At 49.0% G+C, this 20,135-nt stretch carries 15 protein-coding genes and 1 tRNA gene; 12 read left to right on the plus strand and 4 right to left on the minus strand.

The features are described from left to right. Positions 1-121 precede the first annotated feature (121 nt). The 3 genes from GI364_RS05560 to GI364_RS05570 all read left to right on the plus strand — a co-directional run bounded on the left by GI364_RS05560 (position 122) and on the right by GI364_RS05570 (position 2,579). Positions 122-793, plus strand: coding sequence for an SOS response-associated peptidase (locus GI364_RS05560; protein WP_198852698.1), 672 nt, complete (start codon positions 122-124; stop codon positions 791-793). A 53-nt stretch (positions 794-846) separates the two neighbouring features. Then, positions 847-1,815 (plus strand): CPBP family intramembrane glutamic endopeptidase, encoded by a 969-nt coding sequence (locus tag GI364_RS05565; RefSeq protein ID WP_198852699.1) that lies wholly within the window; start codon positions 847-849, stop codon positions 1,813-1,815. Positions 1,816-2,015: 200 nt separating this feature from the next. Continuing rightward, positions 2,016-2,579 carry a beta-class carbonic anhydrase gene (locus GI364_RS05570; protein WP_198852700.1) on the plus strand — a complete coding sequence of 188 codons (564 nt, stop codon included), beginning with the start codon at positions 2,016-2,018 and terminating at the stop codon, positions 2,577-2,579. Positions 2,580-3,016: 437 nt separating this feature from the next. On the opposite strand, the gene GI364_RS05575 is transcribed toward GI364_RS05570, so the two are convergent. The 3 genes from GI364_RS05575 to GI364_RS05585 all read right to left on the minus strand — a co-directional run bounded on the left by GI364_RS05575 (position 3,017) and on the right by GI364_RS05585 (position 5,236). After that, positions 3,017-4,570, minus strand: coding sequence for an ATP-binding protein (locus GI364_RS05575; protein WP_198852701.1), 1,554 nt, complete (start codon positions 4,568-4,570; stop codon positions 3,017-3,019). Next, a complete protein-coding gene (locus GI364_RS05580; protein ID WP_198852702.1) occupies positions 4,524-4,940 on the minus strand; it encodes an ATP-binding protein in 417 nt (138 codons plus the stop codon). The genes GI364_RS05575 and GI364_RS05580 overlap by 47 nt, the downstream gene beginning before the upstream one ends. Positions 4,941-5,160: 220 nt before the next feature. Next, positions 5,161-5,236: transfer RNA gene (locus GI364_RS05585), tRNA-Pro, on the minus strand. 242 nt (positions 5,237-5,478) lie between these two features. Here GI364_RS05585 and GI364_RS24835 point away from each other — a divergent pair. Then, entirely contained in the window at positions 5,479-8,022 is a 2,544-nt protein-coding gene (locus tag GI364_RS24835) for a UvrD-helicase domain-containing protein (RefSeq protein ID WP_233096023.1), read from the plus strand. Positions 8,023-8,127: 105 nt separating this feature from the next. After that, a complete protein-coding gene (ligA, locus tag GI364_RS05600; protein ID WP_198852703.1) occupies positions 8,128-10,200 on the plus strand; it encodes an NAD-dependent DNA ligase LigA in 2,073 nt (690 codons plus the stop codon). Positions 10,201-10,291: 91 nt separating this feature from the next. Here the strand turns inward: ligA and GI364_RS05605 are convergent, their stop codons facing one another. After that, on the minus strand, positions 10,292-10,447 hold the full coding sequence (locus tag GI364_RS05605) for a hypothetical protein (protein WP_198852704.1): 156 nt from the start codon (positions 10,445-10,447) through the stop codon (positions 10,292-10,294). Between the two features lie 152 nt (positions 10,448-10,599). Here GI364_RS05605 and GI364_RS05610 point away from each other — a divergent pair, with 152 nt between their 5' ends. The 7 genes from GI364_RS05610 to GI364_RS05640 all read left to right on the plus strand — a co-directional run bounded on the left by GI364_RS05610 (position 10,600) and on the right by GI364_RS05640 (position 20,067). Further along, positions 10,600-10,806: a hypothetical protein gene (locus GI364_RS05610; protein ID WP_198852705.1), complete on the plus strand. Its 207-nt coding sequence runs from the start codon at positions 10,600-10,602 to the stop codon at positions 10,804-10,806. 75 nt (positions 10,807-10,881) lie between these two features. Next, positions 10,882-11,841 (plus strand): MraY family glycosyltransferase, encoded by a 960-nt coding sequence (locus GI364_RS05615; protein ID WP_198852706.1) that lies wholly within the window; start codon positions 10,882-10,884, stop codon positions 11,839-11,841. Between the two features lie 1,005 nt (positions 11,842-12,846). Continuing rightward, entirely contained in the window at positions 12,847-13,167 is a 321-nt protein-coding gene (gatC, locus tag GI364_RS05620; protein ID WP_198852707.1) for an Asp-tRNA(Asn)/Glu-tRNA(Gln) amidotransferase subunit GatC, read from the plus strand. Positions 13,168-13,169: 2 nt separating this feature from the next. Beyond that, a complete protein-coding gene (gatA, locus tag GI364_RS05625) occupies positions 13,170-14,615 on the plus strand; it encodes an Asp-tRNA(Asn)/Glu-tRNA(Gln) amidotransferase subunit GatA (RefSeq protein WP_198852708.1) in 1,446 nt (481 codons plus the stop codon). 3 nt (positions 14,616-14,618) lie between these two features. Continuing rightward, the gene (gene gatB, locus GI364_RS05630) at positions 14,619-16,052 is read left to right on the plus strand and encodes an Asp-tRNA(Asn)/Glu-tRNA(Gln) amidotransferase subunit GatB (RefSeq protein ID WP_198852709.1); all 1,434 of its coding nucleotides are present in this window, start codon (positions 14,619-14,621) and stop codon (positions 16,050-16,052) included. Positions 16,053-16,195: 143 nt separating this feature from the next. Next, positions 16,196-17,752 carry a 23S rRNA (uracil(1939)-C(5))-methyltransferase RlmD gene (gene rlmD / locus GI364_RS05635; protein ID WP_198852710.1) on the plus strand — a complete coding sequence of 519 codons (1,557 nt, stop codon included), beginning with the start codon at positions 16,196-16,198 and terminating at the stop codon, positions 17,750-17,752. A 257-nt stretch (positions 17,753-18,009) separates the two neighbouring features. Then, positions 18,010-20,067, plus strand: coding sequence for a PAS domain-containing sensor histidine kinase (locus tag GI364_RS05640; RefSeq protein WP_198852711.1), 2,058 nt, complete (start codon positions 18,010-18,012; stop codon positions 20,065-20,067). The last annotated feature ends 68 nt before the right edge of the window (positions 20,068-20,135 follow it).

Raw genomic sequence — 20,135 nt, forward strand, 5'->3', positions numbered from 1 at the left:
TCGGAGCGTCAGCCTTGTGTTCATGTATCAGTGTAGAGTCTCTGCTAAAATGAAATGAGTGGTGAAGGAAAACTTATCCCTTGGTATACCGAGTGCCAAGTGAGAAGTGAGGCGATGCCAAATGTGCGGACGTTATACACTGGCTTATGAAGACTTTGATTTTATGTTGGAATACTACGGTATTCATCACGCGGATTTTAGTTATCCGCCGCGATATAATGTAGCGCCAGGACAACACGTTCCGGCAGTGATTCACGATGGAAAAGAGAGAAGAATCGGTCTCTTGAAGTGGGGACTTGTTCCCTCGTGGGCCGAGGATGCTAAAAGCGGATTCAAGATGATTAATGCGAGAGCAGAGACCATTACAACGCGCAAAACCTTTCACAAATTGATTCAACGAAAGCGTTGTCTGATTCCGGCGGACGGCTTTTATGAATGGAAAAAGTCAGACGACGGGACACAGCCTATGAGAATCGTTCTCAACTCAAGAAAGTTCTTTTCCTTTGCAGGCTTGTATGATACCTGGGTCTCCAGCACGGGAGAGAAGTTAAGTACATGTACCATTATTACCACCCGACCGAATGAATTAATGCAGCAGATTCACACGCGTATGCCTGTAATCCTCGACAAATCGAAGGAAGAAGAATGGGTTGACAGGAACTTCACAGATGCAAACCACATGGCTTCGCTTTTAACCAGCTATCCGTCTGAGGATATGAGAGCCTACCCTGTTTCTAAAATCGTGGGGAACGTAAATAACGACGTCCCGGCGTGTGTGGAAATGATTTCTTGACGATAGAATCTGTCTCAATGCCAACAGCTTGAATAAACCGGGGGGCAGAGAAGATGAGGTTGCAAGCACACGGGTTTAGTCAAACGTCGCCTGGAAATCTGCTTCACTACTGGGACGGTCTGAGTTATCGATTTTTGAACGGGATCGGCAATTGGAAAATCTGGTATGGGATTGTATTTTCGGTGGTTGGAATCGTGGCGAATATTGCACCCGTATTCGATGGCGCTTTGAACAATCCCTCCGCCAGCATCGTTCAAATGCTAACGCCTGCGGGCCTAGTGTTTGTTTTCAGCAGTTTGCTGTATATCCTCATGTCTCTCGCTTCCATTCCTATTTTGGGGTGGACATACTACAGAGCGCTGCGTACTGGCATGAAGCGGTTGACGCCTTCTCCTGCAGCCAAATCGCAAGTATCGGCTTCTACTCTCCTTGTGTATCGCTTTGCTGTTGTACTGTTCTTGTATGTGCTGCTTCCTCTGGCGGCACTCTCATTATTTGTCCTGCTTGGTTTTATTAGTTACCTGTTCAGCCCTCATTTTGCCTCCGATCAGCATGTACCAAGCGCTGTCCACCACATCCTTCGCGGAGTCGGGTTGTCGCTCCTGGCCAGCCTGGAGGAGATTTGGCGATGGGCAATGATTGCCTCTGCCTTGTATCTTGGGAAGGCATTGTTTCGGCGCCGGTGGCTGAGGAGTTCAAGATACCGCTTTTGGCTGTTTGCAGCCGCCGTTGCTGTAAGCTCATTTTTCTTCGGAATGGCGCATGTTGCCGAATTCAATCTCAATTACAGAATGATGGCACTGATCGTCCTCGGGGCATCAGGTGCGTTGCTGGCCGGTGTAGCGATTGTAACCAGGCGCTTATGGCTGGCTATGTTAGTTCATGCCATCTATGATTTTCTCGCCATGACAAATCTATTTGGGGTGGTTGCTCCCTATCTTCTCATTGCAGCCATTGCCGGAAGCATCACTGTTTTTCCGCTGTTCTATATACTCTACGGCCGTGTGCAAACTGGAGTCTGACCTCTACTGTGTACAACCGGTTTAGGAAAACAGGTTTAGGAAAGCCGGTTTAGGAGGCATTTACAAGCAGGACAATCGTGTAAAATCGATTTCCAACTTGAGATTTGAGGCACAAGCTGACTTTCCGAAGGCTTCTATCGTTGACTTTGCATGACTGTTTCAGGACAATATGTGTAGATTTTGTGAAAGGTGTGACCCATATGAGCCGATTGGACGATATTTTGACTTTTAACGAACAGTTTGTTGAAAACAAAGAGTACGAGCAATACCGCACGTCAAAGTTTCCCGATAAAAAGTTGGTTGTGCTGTCGTGCATGGATACGAGACTTGTGGAGTTGTTGCCACATGCCATGAACCTAAAAAATGGGGACGCTAAGATCGTCAAGAATGCAGGGGCCGTGGTTACACATCCTTTTGGCAGTATCATGCGCAGTATCCTTGTAGCCGTCTACGACCTTGGTGCCGAAGAGGTTTGCGTAGTCGGTCACCATGGCTGCGGCATGGCCAGCATTAACCCCGATGCAACGCTGAAGAAAATGACGGAGCGGGGCGTCTCGCAGGAGGTTATTCAAACCCTTGAATACTCTGGGGTGGATTTACATACTTGGCTGCAGAGAATCGAGTCCATTCCGGACAGCGTAAAGCAAAGTGTTGATTTAATCAAAAATCATCCACTGCTCCCTGCAGGTGTCAAAGTCCATGGGCTCGTCATCCATCCCGAAACCGGGAAACTTGACGTGGTTGTAAAGGATGAAGGCCAGTAACATTAAGGTGGACACGTCAACGCCCGCCTTCGGAATGGGGATGGCGTCTGGTCCCATTTCGCAGGTTCTCAGTCCAAGCGAGCTTGGACGGGATGGGGTGCGTTGATAAGGCTTTTGTTTAATGATCCCGTTGATCACTATCACGATACCCGTCAAATGAATAGTGATCGATTCCATCACTATTGCCACGAGGGCGTCAAAATAAGGATCCCATTGCTCCTTAGGACCGACCTTCCAGCATGACGCTGCCCACATTAGTGTCCATTGATGACACTAATGTCTTGGGAAAGTGGCATTAGTGATCATCGGGATCACAATTGCACAGCCGCTTCGGCGAATAGTGATCGTTCCAGTCACTAACTGCCTCTCAGCCTCTCAGCCGTGCCCGATCGCGTTAGATACTTGCCGCCGTGCCTCTCAGCCTCTCAGCCGCGCCACTATTCAACGTCCAAACTGTTTGATTCAATGGCTTGCTGCAATGTTCCAACAATCTCAACCTTGTCCGTCAGCACAATGCCTTGTTCGATGATGGTGTTGACAATGGTTGGCCTTAGGCCAGTCAGCACAGTCTTACAGCCAAGGAGCCTAATCCCCTCAATAATCCGGAACATGTGTCCTGCAATCGCAGTATCCATGAAAGCAACACCGGATAAATCTATGACTAACCGCAGCAACCCGAACTCTGCGATTTTTTCCAAGACGGTCTGTTGAATCCGTTTGGCTCGACTGGTATCAATCATGCCGATGATTGGAAGAATGGCGACGGATGGGGAAAGTGGAATTACGGGAACGGATAAATCATCAATTAATTCCATTTGTGCTCGGATTTGTTCATTCTTCAATTCCGTAAAACTGGCGGAAAAGTGTTTCAGGAAGCTATCCATGTTGTGGTTCACAGTTTGAATAGAATCGAACATTCTCTTCATTTTAAAATCAGAGGAATGAGTCCAATAATGCTGAAGCAACTCCAAATATGCTGTTCGCAGGAATTGAAACCATTCCAGCTTCACAATGAGTGTCAAGTCATGTTCCGCCCATATTTTTCCACGTCTTTTCGCTTCAAGAACTAAACCGTGTTCATTGTCCTCATTGAGCAAGCGAATGACGGAATGGGCGCCTTCGAGGATGTATGCCTCACTGATTCGCCCTCGTCCGTAGATGTCTCCAAACAGGTTCCGTGCGTTTCTTCGCAATGTCTCATTTAGCGCTTCCATGTTTCCACTATAAAATTCGTCGAAGCTTTCTTCTTTCTGGTACGACAAATCCATTAATTTAGCACCCCTTACTGTATGGCGTTTGATAGGTAAATCAATGAGGAATGCGGTTCCCTTGCCAACCTTGCTTGTTACGTCTATGGTGCCGCCGCTTTGGTAGATTGCTGAAAAAACCTGTGTCAATCCCATGCCTGTGCCGTCGCTTTTTGTCGTGAAAAACGGGGTCCCAAGCAGCGCCAACTTCTCTTCAGGAATTCCACTGCCGGTATCACGGACAATAATTCGGCATCTTCCGTTACTGACTTCCTGTTCAATTACAAGTTTGCCGCTTCCGTTTAGAGCTTCAAAAGCATTTTTGATTAAATTGAAAAATGCTCTTTTAATTTGGTTCCGCTGCCCGGTAATAACGGCTGACGGATCCCTAAAAAATTTTTCGACCTCTACTTGGTAAGATTGATCCTGAAACAGGAAGAGAAGTGATTCCAGCTCCGCACATATATTGATATCCACAAACACTTCTTCATCCATAACAGGCTTTGAGACGTTCAACAGGTTTTCCAGTGTAGCCAGAGCCCGCTCTAATTCAGACTGTGCCAAATTAATGTATGTATTTTCTGATTCTTCTTGAAGAAGTTGTAAAAATCCTTTTACAACGGTCAGCGGATTCTTTACTTCATGTGCTATCCCGGCAGAAATTTGTCCTATGGACGCCAGTCGGCTCATTGTTTGGTCATCTGTTGATTGTTGCTTGGGTTGAGGTGTTTCGCTTGCTGACACAGACCTTTGTACCCCTTTCTGAACTCTCAATGGCGAACTCGTCCATCAGTCGTTTGGTACCGGAGAGACCGAGGCCCAGTCCTTTGGCATCTGCACGCGGTGCGACAGTATCCAAAATTTCCGAAAGATTCTGTATACCAGGACCGTTGTCTTCCACCGTGATACGGATGGAGTTACTGACTACCTGCCAGGAGATAAGGCCAAATCTACTACCGTGATCGAGAATGTTTCTTGTCAATTCGGCTACACTGACAAGCACCTTTTGCTGGTCGGCTTCCGGAAATGCCGCTGACTTTAAGGTGTGCTTAACCAAGGATACCGCAATAAAAATGTCTTTCTCAGCGTAAATGTGCCAACTTTGCACTCCCATTCCTTATACGACTCCCAGCACGTCAGTATTTTACACCATCATTTTAAACTATTGAGTTTAGTTGTAAAGATTGGAAGACGCCGCAACTTCCTGTATATGACAAAATGACCACCTCATTGTTCGAAACAAACAGAGAAAGTGGTCAGTGGAGCATTATCATCTTAACTTGTCTCTCAAAACTGGGGGCCCTATCATGACTGGTATCCTCAATTTCCAAGTTTGGTCGGAATGACAGGACTTGAACCTGCGACCTCACGGTCCCGAACCGTGCGCTCTACCACCTGAGCTACATTCCGGCGCTGTGGCTTCCTGACTAGACGAAGGTCGTTCAGTTACCTTACTAACAAAGGATGCAATCATGTGTGTCATGCAGACAACAACAGGTACTATACCACGGTCTGAAAAGCGGAGTCAACTCCAAGATATCTGGGATAACATTGGTTCTGCATGGAGAGCCGTTCACTTGCTATAATGGACTGTGACAGTTAAGGGACGAGACACAATACTTGATGACTTTGAACTGAGAGGTGGCGGCGTGTTGTTTGCGGCAACTCCTAGTGTAGAGGAAATTTTAAATGGCTTGAATAAGCCACAAAGGGAAGCTGTTGAGACCACAGAAGGGCCTCTCCTGGTTGTCGCAGGAGCAGGCAGCGGCAAGACCAGCGTCTTAACCAGGAGAATTGCTTATTTAATCGCTGAACGAAGAGTGGCACCATGGAGCATCCTGGCCATCACCTTTACAAATAAAGCGGCGCGGGAAATGCGCAATCGCCTGGAACAACTGATTGGCGCTTTTGCCTCGGACGTGTGGGCAGCGACGTTTCACTCCACCTGCGTGCGAATTTTGAGACGAGATATCGATAAGCTGGGATGGGATAGAAACTTTACCGTGTTGGACGATTCCGATGTGATGTCTGTTATCAAACGCATACTTACAAATCAAAACGTAAATACAAAACAGTTTGATCCCAGAGCGGTAAGAGGGGCCATCAGCAGCCATAAAAATGTACTCCGGACGGCCGACAGAGCCAAGGATGGGGCTCAAACACCGTTTGAGGAAGTTGCAGCAGACGCCTATCTGGAGTATCAAAGACAGTTGCGCATGAACAACTCTCTTGATTTTGACGACCTAATAATGAAGACGGTGCAACTGTTCGAACAGGCCCCGGACGTGTTGGAGTTTTATCACAACAAGTTCCGCTATATCCACGTAGATGAATATCAAGATACGAACCATGCGCAGTATCGATTGGTTCATCTGCTTGCGAAGAAGCATAAGAATTTGTGTGTGGTGGGGGATTCAGATCAGTCGATTTATGGATGGCGCGGCGCAGACATACGCAATATCCTTCAGTTTGAACGGGATTACAAAGAGGCAAAAGTCATACGACTGGAGCAGAATTACCGTTCTACCAAGGTGATATTGAATATTGCCAACGAAGTTATTAAAAACAACAGCGAACGAAAGGCAAAAACACTGTGGACGGAAAATGCAGAAGGCGGGAAAGCCGTCTTGTTTACAGCGGATGATGAGCGCTCTGAAGCCCACTACGTAGTGGACACGATTGAAGGACTTCGCAAGGACAACCGAGGATACAGCGATTTTGCAATCCTCTATCGAACCAATGCACAGTCTCGCGTCATTGAAGAAATTCTGATGCAACGGGGTGTCCCGTACCGAATATATGGAGGTCTAAAGTTCTACGATAGAAAGGAAATTAAAGATATTCTCGCTTATCTGAGGCTCGTCGCAAATCCCTCCGACGAAATCAGTCTGCGCAGAGTCATTAACGTACCAAAGCGCGGCATTGGTGCTACAACACTGCAAAAGCTGCAGGACCTGGCAGATGCTCGTCAGTTTTCCTTGTTTGATGCTCTGCAGTTTGCCGAGCAGGCTAACATTAGAGGGAAAATTCTTAAGGCCGTCACGGAGTTCACTGAGCAAATTGTTCAGTTAAACAAGCAGGTCACGTACCTGAATGTTACTGAATTGACCCAAGAGATTTTAAAGCGGACAGGCTATAGACAGCAGCTTCATCTCGAAAACACACTGGAGTCTCAGAGCAGGATTGAAAACCTGGATGAGTTTCTGACAGTGACCATGGAATTCGACAAGACGTGGGATGCAGAGATTGAAGCATCCGAAGCACAGAGACCAGCCTCCGATAATTCACAACCTGCGGATGATACACAATCTGCATTGGCAGTTACAGAGGGAAATGCGGAGGAAGCCGCTCCGGCTGAACTAGTATTTACAGCGGATGTAGGCCCAGTGATTACGGGTCCAGAACAGCGTTTAACGGATTTTTTGGCAGAAGTGGCGCTAGTGGCCGATACTGACCTGAACGGAGGTAAACCAGACGGCGCTGAAGCCGATTCCAATCAAGTCGTGCTCATGACCCTACACAGTGCCAAGGGGTTGGAATTTCCACATGTGTTCCTGGTCGGTATGGAGGAAGGGATGTTTCCTCACAGCCGATCACTTTTCGACGACGGTGAAATGCAGGAGGAACGTCGGCTCTGCTATGTGGGGGTAACAAGGGCGCAGAATCAGCTGTACCTGACCTTTAGTCGCGTACGTACCATTTTCGGGGAGTTTCGCCGGCAGCGTCATTCCCGGTTTCTCGACGAAATACCTGCTCAATTATTGGAGCCTGTCGGAGGAAATCTCAGCAGCTTCGGCAGCGACGGGGGCGGTGCAGGATTCCAGAGCGACACGGAACGGAGTGAATTTGGAATACGAGATGGATTCAGAGGTGGAAATCATCAGGAATCAAGTCACTTTGGGAAAGAAGGCGCCCGGCTGCAACGAGAAAAAGCGGGACGTTCAAAGGGCTTTGACTCCACCCGAGCACAGCTACAAACACAAGGAACTGGGAACCCAACAAATGACGGTGGGCAGGCTAAGACTTTTGAGTATAAACCAGGTGATAAAGTAGAACACCGAAAATGGGGACAAGGCACTGTAATTCAAGTACGTGGAGAAGGCGAAGACCTCATGGCCAAAATTGCTTTTCCGGCTCCCGTCGGTATTAAAGAACTGGCCGTCAAGTTTGCACCGATTCAAAAAGCTGAAGACTAGGGTACAAGCCCGGCGGTAAAAATGCATAGATATCGAAGAAGTCGCAGATGGATGACGGATATATGCGCGTTGATTGTCAGTCTGTTATGAAGGGAAGAGTTGTACATGGAACTCGAGGCAGCCAAGGAACGCATCAAGACGTTGCGCAAGGAGATAGAGTATCACAACCATCAGTATTACGACTTGGATACCTCGTCTATTGCTGATAACGAATACGATGCTCTCATGCGGGAACTTGTTCATCTGGAAGGGGAGTTTCCGGACTTGTTGACGCCGGATTCACCGTCGCAGCGTATTGGCGGGGTACCAAGTGAGGGATTTGAAAAGGTGCGCCACGATACACCTATGTTATCCTTGGCAAATGCTTATAACCTCGAAGACCTGCGTGAGTTTGATAAACGTATTCGCGGTATTGTCGGCAACAGTGTGCATTATGTATGCGAATTGAAAATCGATGGTCTGGCAGTTTCGCTGAAATACCAAGATGGATTGCTCATCCGTGGAGCTACGCGGGGTGACGGCGAAGTAGGAGAGGACATTACCAGTAACATCCGTACCATCCGCAATGTTCCTTTGAAGTTGAACGAGGGAGTATCCATCGAAGCTCGCGGAGAAGCCTATATGCCTAGACAGTCGTTTGAACGGCTCAATCGAGTGAGGGAGGAACAAGGGCAGGACCTGTTTGCAAATCCGCGAAATGCGGCGGCTGGATCGCTTCGGCAGCTAGATCCGAAAATTGCTGCAGAACGCGGTTTGGCAGTGTTTGTTTACTCTTTAGCGGACATGGGTTGGTACTCTGTTGACTCTCACTCCGAAGCCCTTGATTGGATGAGTTCTCTTGGCTTGTCTGTCAACAAGGAGCGGGGCGAATTTGACAACATTGACGACGTGATGGCGTACATTGAGTCCTGGAGTGAGAAACGGCACGATTTGCCGTACGCTACAGACGGCATGGTCATTAAAGTTAATCAGTTAGCACAGCAGCAGGAACTCGGTTTTACGGTAAAAAGTCCGCGGTGGGCCATCGCCTACAAATATGCTGCTGAGCAGGCCGAGACCACCTTAAACGAGATTCGTCTCAGTATCGGACGGACAGGTGCTGTGACGCCAACAGCGTATTTTGATGCGGTTCAACTCGCAGGGACCACGGTCTCTCGTGCATCACTGCACAATGAGGATATCATTCACGAGCGGGACATCCGCGTTGGCGACAGAATTGTTGTCCAGAAAGCGGGGGATATCATTCCGGAAGTGGTTCGTTCATTACCCGAGTATCGCTCTGGAGAAGAAGAGCCGTTTCGCATGCCCGATGAATGCCCGACTTGTGGCGAACCGATTCAGAGACTGCCAGATGAAGCTGTTTGGCGGTGTGTTAATCCGCGTTGTCCGTCCTTAATCCAGGAAGGGCTGATTCACTTCGTCTCAAGGGATGCCATGAACATCGACGGACTTGGCGAACAGTGGATTCTACAACTGTTACATCACGATTTGGTCCGAGACGCAGCCGATCTATACCACTTGACGCACGAACAACTGCTTGGTCTGGAGCGTATGGGTGAAAAATCTGCTGGCAATCTGGTGGAGGCCATTGCAGCCAGTAAGAACAATTCCTTGGAAAAACTGTTGTTTGGCTTAGGCATTCGACTTGTCGGGGCAAAGGCCGCCAAAACCCTGGCCGCGTCCTTTCAGACACTAGATGCCTTGCAACAGGCCAGCCTCGAGGAACTCACCTCGATTCGTGATATCGGACCAAAAATGGCGGAGAGTATTGTCAAGTATTTTGCGAACTCAGGTGCACAGAAACTAGTGCAGAGGCTTCGCATTGCTGGACTGAACATGGAGTATCTTGGTGGCGCAGATGGAGCTGTTACCGCCGACGGAGCAGCTGTGGACAGCGAGGTGTTGCGGCGGTTTGTGGAGAGGAAGTTTGTGTTAACGGGATCGCTCGAATTTATAGATAGAAAAAAGGCCAGCGAATGGATTGAGCAGTTGGGCGGTACCACCACGGGCAGCGTCAGCAAAAACACGGACGTATTAGTTGCTGGGGAGAAGGCAGGATCGAAGCTGTCGAAGGCGAAGAAACTAATAGAGAACGGCGACAAACCCACTTTGGAAATTTGGAACGAACAGGAATTCATACAGAACCTGCAAGCTGCAGGGATTGATACAGGGCATTGATACAGGGCATTGATACAGGGCATTTGAGATTTGCGACCAAAACGAAAATCCCGGCCGAGAGGCCGGGGGAAGGTAACACCGTGTGCAGGTGTTATTGGTGATCACGCATGAATTCCGGAACAGAGTACTTTTCTTCTGTCCGCGCGTGAAACCAGGTAATCCGATTGGAGTAGCGTCCCAGTGCAAAGACAACGGGTACCCCAACCACAACGATGGCGCCAATTAATTCGTAGATATGGAGTGTCATAACCATTTCCCTCCATTCCTGTGGTTTGGTAATACGGGTTTTGTGTGCTGCGGCTTGGCAAAAGGAATAGGACATATCTTCTCTGCATCTATATCTATGAATGGACGGTCTCAGACATGCCAACTTGGCCACTGCAACTTGGCGATTGAAGTATGGCGATTGGAGAATTCGGAAGGCTGCGGCTGAAGCATGAAGTATGCCGATATGATTGGAGCATGGGGATTGGAGAATTCGGAAGGCGGGAGGCTCATAACGATTTGGGCGGCGTATCGTTTAATTCGACTTTCAGAGATTTTGTAACCTTGTGTACACCGCCGTCGTCCAATATAATGGAGCCGATTTCCGAACTGCGTACGTGATAAGATAGCGGTTGAATGGGTTTTGTGGCTTTAGCAGATACTAACAATAGCCGCAGAGTGAAGTGGAGGGTCTCTATGCACCCGGCGTGGTATTATATGATTAGTTTTAGTGTGGCCTTTTTAATCGTTTTTTTAATGGTTCCTTCAATACGAAAAATCGCATTGAGAATTGGATTTGTAGACAAGCCGAATCAGCGAAAAACCCACACCGAACCCGTTCCACTGTTGGGTGGTATTGGAATTTACATAAGTTTTGTTATCACCGCAGGCTTATTTGGTAAAGCTGGCAAGACTTTTTGGGGAATCGCATTAGGCGGCTTGTTAATTTTGGCTATCGGTGCCTTGGATGACTTTTACAAAACCAAAAGCCGAGATTTCAAACCTTGGCCCAGATTTTTGACGCAAATTCTGGCCGCACTGATACTCGTTGGTTGCAATATCACCATTAACGGTATCAACGATCCCTTTAGCGGCCACTACTATACCTTCCCCCTCTGGCTGTCCATTTTGACAACCGTGATTTGGACCGTGGGCATCACAAACATGATTAACTTTCTCGATGGCATAGACGGACTTGCTGCTGGGATTTCTGCAATTTCCGCTATGTCTTTGTTTTTCATCGCTCTGCTTAAAGAACAGTATCCAATGGCAGTTCTTTCACTAGTCCTGATGGGTTCCGCTCTCGGATTTCTCAGACACAACTTCTACCCAGCCCGCATTTTCATGGGGGATGCAGGTGCTACTTTTCTCGGTTTTGTCCTCGCTGCAATTGCCGTAGAAGGTGCGTTCAAGAGCGCAACACTGATATCGGTCATTGTGCCAGTGCTGGCTTTAGGAGTCCCTATCGCCGACACGGTCTGGGTTATCACAAAACGGTTCCGTGAGAATCGTCCCATTTACTTAGGGGACAGAGGCCATACATTCCATATCCTCATGAGGTTTGGATTAACCCAGATTCAGACTGTAGCCATCTTCTATGTTGTGGGACTTTTCTTTTCAATTGCGTCCATTGCCGTGTTGCTCGTGGCCAAGTAGTGGCTGCTATCCGAAGGTCGAGAATTGTAGCTGGCGAAGGTAGGCTGAAGGTAGGCTGAAGGTAGGCTGAAGGTAGGCTGAAGGTAGGCTGAAGGTAGGCTGAAGGTAGGCTGAAGGTAGGCTGAAGGTAGGCTGAAGGTAGGCTGAAGGTAGGCTGAAGGTAGGCTGAAGGTAGGCTGAAGGTAGGCTGAAGGTAGGCTGAAGGTAGGCTGAAGGTAGGCTGAAGGTAGGCTGAAGGTAGGCTGAAGGTAGGCTGAAGGTAGGCTGATAGGGATCGGAATGATCACTATTGCTCGAGATGCGCTGATATAGTGATCGCAAAGATCACTACCCGGAGACAGAGGAAGGTCATAGTGTCGGAAAAGATCACTATTGGCACAGCGTAGCGGCAGGGGAGTTGGAAATAGTGATCAATCGGATCACTAAGCGCGCCGACAAATTGGGATAGTGATCAGTGGGATCACTAATGTCCGAGGAGCGTGCAAATAGTGATCAATCGGATCACTAAATTCGGCGGCACCCACCGCCCCCACGGCCCCCACGGCACCCACCGCCACGTAAGCATGGAACCATGAAGTTCAGCGGAATGTGAAGGCCGCGATTCCTGTGAACCAGGATAGCTCAAGTGTTCCGTTCCCTTTCACTGTGCCAACTTGGTGCAGCCGTAGTCCAAGGAACACGGAGCAACCGTGGTCTTTTGATGAAAAACTCCATTTCACCCTCGTGTTTCCCTTATAATCGGATTTTCTGCCGGCTGTGCTTCAACACAAGAGGAGGATGTGGATAAACGGAAAACTTCCGTTTATCTTCTCGATAATCCCATTATATGGAACCGCATGACATTCACTGTCTGACATTCACTGTCTGGCACTCACTGTCTGGCCTCATTTGCGCTCGCCGGGAGAGCTTCGCTGCAATCAGTTGGCAGTCACCGTCACCCCGTGCCTGCGATTGTTGGTGTCGATATGCGAGGGTGGCGCAGGTTATGCTATAATCCCGGAAGAAATGCGACAAATTCTTAGAGGAGGGATCCCGTTGAAAATAACCGAAGAAACGGTCAAACACGTGGCCAAACTGGCACGCCTTGAGCTCAGTGACGAAGAAGCGCATGTTTTCACTCCTCAGTTGAGCAAAATTCTGGACTATGCAGAACAGCTGCAACAGCTAGACTTGGCGGATGTGGAGGCGACAAGCCATCCATTTGCTCAATACAATGTGTTGCGGAAGGACGAGCCGAGACCGAGTGCGCAGAGAGACATCATGCTGGCTTGCGCAGCGGACGAAGATGGAGAACATGTACGCGTACCAGCGGTGTTGGAGGGGTAGACATGAGTATACATAATGTGAAGGAAATCCTGGAGTCGCTGGATAGGCACGATTCTAAACCCTCGGAATGGGTCCGTGAATCACTGGATAACATTGAGCACAAGGACAAAAAAGTAAACGCCTTTTTGACTGTGGACCGAGAGCGGGCAGAGGCACAAGCTCGGCATTTGGATGAGACAGCACCGGATGCCTATATGTACGGAGTGCCTTATGCGCTGAAGGACAACATGATTACGAAGGATGTCCGGACCACGGCTGGCAGCAAGATTCTTGAACACTACATTCCGCCGTATTCTGGAACAGTCGCACAAAAACTGAAACAACAACACGGTGTTCTTGTCGGAAAGACCAATTTGGACGAATTTGCAATGGGTTCTTCCACGGAAAATTCCGCTTATAACCCAACGAGAAATCCGTATGACTTGAGTCGTGTACCAGGCGGATCGTCTGGGGGTTCCGCAGCTGCGGTGGCTGCTGGCATGGTACCGTTTGCTCTCGGTTCTGACACAGGGGGTTCCATTCGTCAGCCTGCTGCATTTTGCGGTGTTGTGGGTCTGAAACCCACCTATGGATTGGTGTCACGGTTTGGGTTAATTGCTTTCGCGTCGTCGTTGGACCAAATTGGTCCCCTTACTCAGAATGTAGAGGATTCAGCGTATGTGCTGGAGGCGATTGCGGGAACCGATGCCTACGATTCCACATCAGCAGACAGAGAGCCAGTCAACTATACGAAGAACCTGAACAAAGGTGTGAAAGGTCTGCGTATTGGGGTTGTCACAGATATGGACAGCAGCGGCCTGGACGATGAAGTGAATTCTGCGGTACAGCGCGCTATTCAACAACTGCAGGATGCAGGCGCTGAAATCGTAGAAATCAACTTACCGCATGCTGAGTATGCAGTCTCCACCTATTACTTGATTGCTCCGGCAGAGGCCTCTTCTAACCTAGCCCGTTACGACGGTGTCCGTTACGGCTATAGAGCCGCGGGGGAAACACTGCTGGAGATGTACGAGCAGACCCGCAGTGAGGGGTTTGGTCCTGAGGTCAAGCGACGTATCATGCTTGGCACATACGCGTTGTCTTCCGGCTACTACGATGCGTACTACAAACGTGCTCAGCAGATGAGAACGCTCATTCGTCAGGACTTTGACCATGCGTTTGAGAGCTGTGATGTGATTATCACGCCTACGACACCGACCACAGCGTTCAAGTTTGGTGAAAAAGTTGACGATCCGTTGCAAATGTACCTAAACGACATCTACACCATACCGGCCAACCTTGCGGGTATTCCGGGACTGAGTGTTCCCTGCGGCGTTTCCAAGGACGGTCTGCCCATTGGATTACAGCTATTGGGACAAGCATTTGATGAAGAAACACTGCTTCGAGTCGGCCATACGTACGAACAAGTTCGCGGCTTTTCCATGCCGCTGCCAAGGTTGGAGGGATAAAGGATGGCGTACGAAACCGTTATCGGCTTGGAAGTCCACGTCGAATTAAACACACAAACAAAGATTTTCTGCGGCTGCAAGACGTCTTTCGGAGACCCGCCCAATACAAATGTTTGCCCCATTTGCATGGGTCACCCTGGTACGCTGCCTGTACTCAACGAGCAGGCTGTGGAACTGGCGATTCGGGCAGCGACTGCATTGAACTGCAAGATCAACCAGGACTGCAAGTTTGACCGAAAGAACTACTTCTACCCAGACCTGCCGAAGGGCTATCAGATATCGCAGTATGATGAGCCTGTTGGGGAGCATGGGTTTATCGAGATCGACGTGAATGGTGAAACAAAGCGCATCGGTATCACTCGTGTTCATCTTGAGGAGGATGCGGGTAAGTCGATGCATGCAGAAGACGGCACACACACATTGGTGGACTACAACCGGACGGGTGTACCTCTGATTGAGATTGTGTCTGAACCGGATATTCGCTCACCAGAGGAAGCGCGCCTGTATCTGGAGACGCTCAAATCCATCATGCGTTACTGTGATATTTCCGACTGTAAGATGGAAGAAGGTTCCTTGCGCTGTGACGCCAATGTCTCTCTGCGCCCGGTTGGACAGGAGGAGTTCGGTGAGAAGACGGAACTCAAGAACATGAACTCGTTCCGCAATGTCCAGCGCGGCCTCGAATACGAAGTTGAGCGGCAGACAGAAGTGCTGACGGAAGGCGGCGAGGTATTTGCGGAAACCCGTCGTTTCGATGAAAGCAAGCAGCAGACGGTACTCATGCGGAGTAAGGAAGGAGCTCATGACTACCGGTATTTTCCCGAGCCCGATCTCGTTCGTGTCCACATCGACGACAACTGGATGAGCGCTGTCAAAGATTCGCTCCCCGAACTGCCGGCAGAAAAACGCCGCCGCTATGTGGAAGAGCTGAACTTGCCTGCTTATGATGCAGGTGTTCTGACATCTGAGCAGGAAATCGCGCAGTACTTTGAGCGGGTTGTGGGAGAAGGGACAGACGCCAAAGCCGCCAGCAACTGGGTCATGAGCGACTTGTTGGGGTATTTGAACTCCAATGATGTAGCCATTGAAGCGTCACCTGTTTCCGCGAAGCAGTTGTCAGAGTTGATTCAGACCGTTGATTCCGGAAAAATCTCATCCAAGCAGGCACGTGAGGTTTTTAAATTCATGTGCGAAACTGGAGACGATGCGGCAAAAATCATCAAGGACAAAGGGTATGAGCAAATCAGTGACGAAGGCGCCTTGATTCCAATTGTGGATGAAGTCATCGCGAATAATCCCAAGTCTGTTGAGGACTACAATAACGGGAAGAAGAAAGCCATTGGAGCGTTGGTTGGACAAATCATGAAGGCCACCAAAGGCAAGGCCAACCCGCAGATGGTCAATGAACTGATTTTGGAGCGGCTCGATAACCAGTAATCAGGAGAGTTGAAATGGACTGGTGATGTCGATATTAAAAGAGAACGCAGCACTGGCTCCACAAGTTTACTAAGTTGCTTGAAAAATAGAAGTTGAAATGACTGATGAAAGCGAAAGTAAGTAAGCCGAATAGAGGGGAACGTATGGCAAAACAACAGGTTGTGTCCGTTGGAGACATCCATGAAGTCGAAGCTATTCGGTTGAACGATGACGGTGAGGGCGTGGTTTCCATCCACGGCTTCACCGTTTTTGTTCCCGGATTGCTCCCTGAGGAACAGGGGCGCATCGAAATCAGTTCTACCGGGAAGTCATTTGCACGAGGACATTTGTTGCAGCGGATGTCTGTATCGAATCGTCGAGTTGTCGCACCTTGTCCTGTCTTTGACACCTGCGGCGGATGTCAACTTCAGCACGTGTCGTATCAGGACCAACTCCTTCATAAGCAGCAAACAGTGCAGGGTGCACTTCGCGGCGTAGGAAAATTTGAAACCGCACGCAGCGACGGAGGAGTTACGTTAGAGGCTAATTCAGGGGCTAATTCAGATGTTGGTTCAGATGTTGGTTCAGATGCTGAATCCAGCAACGCTGACTCAGGAGGTGCTGGTCTCTATACACCTGACCGTGATTGTCACCGTGATTGTAACATCACGGAAGCGGGGATGGACGCCGGTGTGTTTGAAAATGCCAGCGATGTGATTCAGGTGAGGCCTGTGCTCGGAATGGAGACGCCGTGGCGCTATCGCAATCACGTTCAGGTTCCGATTCAGTTTGACGGAAAGGGCAACTACAAAATGGGTTTTTACGCCCCAGAGAGTCACACCCTGGTCCCTGCGGATGTGTGTCTGCTGGAGCCTGCGGAGATGGAACAGACTGCAAGACGAGTTGCGGCGTACGCGGCTGAGAACATGGGCGACGCTGCCAGACACATCCATCACCTTATTCTGCGGTACTCGTTTTCAATGAACGAAGTGATGGTAGTGTTGTCTGTTGGAAAACCGATTTCACTGCAACATCATGCCGAGAACCTGCGGTTACTCCCGTATGTTGCTTCTGTCGCGGTTACTGTGCAACCGAATCTGGGCGGCGGTTCAGTATGGGGGCCAAAAGTTGAACTGTTGGCGGGTAAGTCTGTTTTGACGGAGCGGTTGAAGGGTGTTGAGTATCGGATTTCGCCGCGATCGTTTTTTCAAGTGAACCCAGTCCAAACACAGGTGCTATATCAACAGGTAGAGCAAGCCGTGAAAATAGAGGCGGGAACGCGGGTTCTTGACGCGTATTGCGGAACAGGAACCATCGCACTATGGTTGGCCAAGGCTGGTGCAGAGGTCACGGGGATAGAGAGCATTGAAGCAGCTGTTGATGACGCGCGTCTGAATGCGAAGCTAAACCACATTCACAACGTTCGCTTCGTCTGCGGTAAGGTGGAAAAAGAACTGCCGCGTTTAGTGAATCAGGGACACAACTTTGATATTGTGGTGGTCGATCCCCCGAGAAAGGGACTGGACAGACGGGTAGTGGACACTTTACTGAACGAGAAGCCTGAAAAGATTGTGTATGTCTCCTGCAACCCGTCTACATTGGCTCGGGACCTTCGGATTTTTCATGAGGGTGGCTACCGTATTGGCTCTGTCCAACCTGTGGATATGTTTCCGCAGACTTCACATGTGGAGTGTGTAACGGCGTTGACGTACCATCCATAACGCCGATATGGAATGACTATAGTACAGTTGGCGATGCTGTAGACAATTCAGACTATTTATTAAGAGATCCACTTTAGTTAATAGTAAAATGAAGGGAAAGAGCCTTTAATTCTCGAACTAGTAGTTTAGATAGTGGATAGAAGCGTGCAACGGTTTGAGGCATCGGTTTGAAAGAGAGAGAAACGACACAGGGCGAATAAGGCACGCGGTTCTCACAATAGTGGCTCTCAGTCATGTTGGAGAGGCGGGATGAACGGGTGAAGACGAGGCTTCTTTGCTACAAGTCGACAGGCGTGTTCCTTCGGGCGTTGTGGATTATTCTTTTAGTCGAAGCGGTGAACGAATTTGTTGTGGCCGCTCTGCTCCATCAACTTGGACTCACTTTTGGCAGCTTTGCAATTCATTTAGTTAAAACGGTAATTGTACTGATAGTGGGACTCCCCATCCTAATGGTCTACGTATTCTATGACCACAGACAGCTTTTGCATGAGCGAAGGGTCTCCGCTCAGGTGCAGGATGATTATTATCAGCTCTTTGATGCGAACCCTGACGGCGTTTGTTTGATGACTGTCAGCGGGCGCTTCATTCATGCAAACAAGGCTTTTCTCAATTTTGTCGGTCACGATATTCAAACCTTAAAGGAACTGCCCTCGCATCCTTTCTTAACCGCAAAAAATAAAGACAGAATCTTAAATAAATTTGAATTGGCAAAGAGCGGGGAGACAGTTCAGTTTCAAGCAGACTTGACCGACAAAGACGGACTGGAACATCCTCTTGAAGTGGTTTATGTGCCGAAATTCGACGCAGGAGAGGTCAGAAGTATCTACATCGTACTCCGGGACGTCAGTGAAGTTGTTTCCGCAGCAAATCAGCTTGAGGAGATGCGTAAATACCTGGATTCGCTGATAGACAACACAAGTGATGCCGTCATTATTTTCAAGAAAAATACGGAAATCATCCGTGTCAACCAGGCCTTTACAACAATGTTTGGGTGGACAGCCGAAGAAATCCTTGGGAAAAGTATGCCTGGGGAGATGTTTGGAGACAAGTGTGAGGAGGAACGACAACTCATTGGTCAGGTGTTTAAAGGACAAGTGGTAGCGGGTATAGAGGCAAGGAGGTACACGAAAAGCGGACGGGTCATTGATACCAATCTGACTGTTTCGCCCATTAAGAACGAAGCTGGAGATATTATCGCTGCAGCGGGTACATCGCGGGACGTATCTGCACAAAAGCGGATTGTTCGGGAACTTCAGCACACTACGCGCGTGTTAAACTCGCTGTTTCGTTATGCAGCAGATGCCATCACTATTACAGACGCGAGGGGTCGAATAACATCTGTGAACCCAGCCTGGATAAGGCTCTTTGACTGGAGGATGGAAGAAGTCAAAGGGAAGCAGCTGGCCACTGCTGTACAAGGCGACATGCTGGATGAAGTGTTGCGGGGTAACACGTGGATTTCTCAGGAACAGCTTGTCAGACGGCGGGATGGGAGGGGGTTTTATGTGAGTGTAACGGGATCGGCGATGTATGACGAGGAAACGGGTCGAATTACAGGTGCCATTCTTATATACCGTGACTTAACAGAGAAAAAGCACGTTGAAGCAAGCCTCCTGAGGTCGGAGAAACTGGCTGTCGTAGGCGAACTGGCGGCTGGAATTGCACACGAAATCAGGAATCCCCTGACAGCGATTAAGGGCTTCTTGCAGATGATGCGCGATTCCCGCGGACCCCAGCACTTGGACATCCTCCTTTCGGAAGTCGAACGCATTTCCGATATTACAAACGAGTTGCTGTTTTTGGCCAAGCCGCAGGCGGCTTCGGTACAACGGGAAAACGCCGCTTCCATTCTTGACGAAGTTGTCGCATTCATGCGAACACAGGCAAATCTGTTTAGCATTTCCATTGAACCCACTTACTTACCGGGCGACGAGGATTTGGAGTGTGTCCGCAATCAAGTGAAGCAAGTTCTGATAAACCTGATTAAAAACGCGATTGAAGCAATGCCGAAGGGCGGAACGGTATACGTTGGATTGTCGGCGTCGGACGACGAGATTAGATTTGTAATTGAAGATACGGGAAGCGGTATTCCACAAGAAAAAATTCAAAGCCTGGGTCAGCCGTTCTATACTACCAAGAAGCGCGGAACCGGCCTGGGGCTGACAGTGAGTTATCGCATTGTCGAAAACCATCACGGAACCATCGCGGTTTCAAGCTCTGTTGGAAACGGGACACGCTTTGAAGTAGTTCTTCCACGCACAGCGGTGCCAAGTGAAGCATTGAACTATAACAATGCAAAAAAATATGCCCTTTAAACTAGACACATACCGTCTAGTGGCTCCTCCCAGCTACATACGATGGACTATCGCTCAAGAGAGGAGGA

It is taken from the genome of Alicyclobacillus sp. SO9, from assembly GCF_016406125.1.
Taxonomy (GTDB): Bacteria; Bacillota; Bacilli; order Alicyclobacillales; family Alicyclobacillaceae; genus SO9.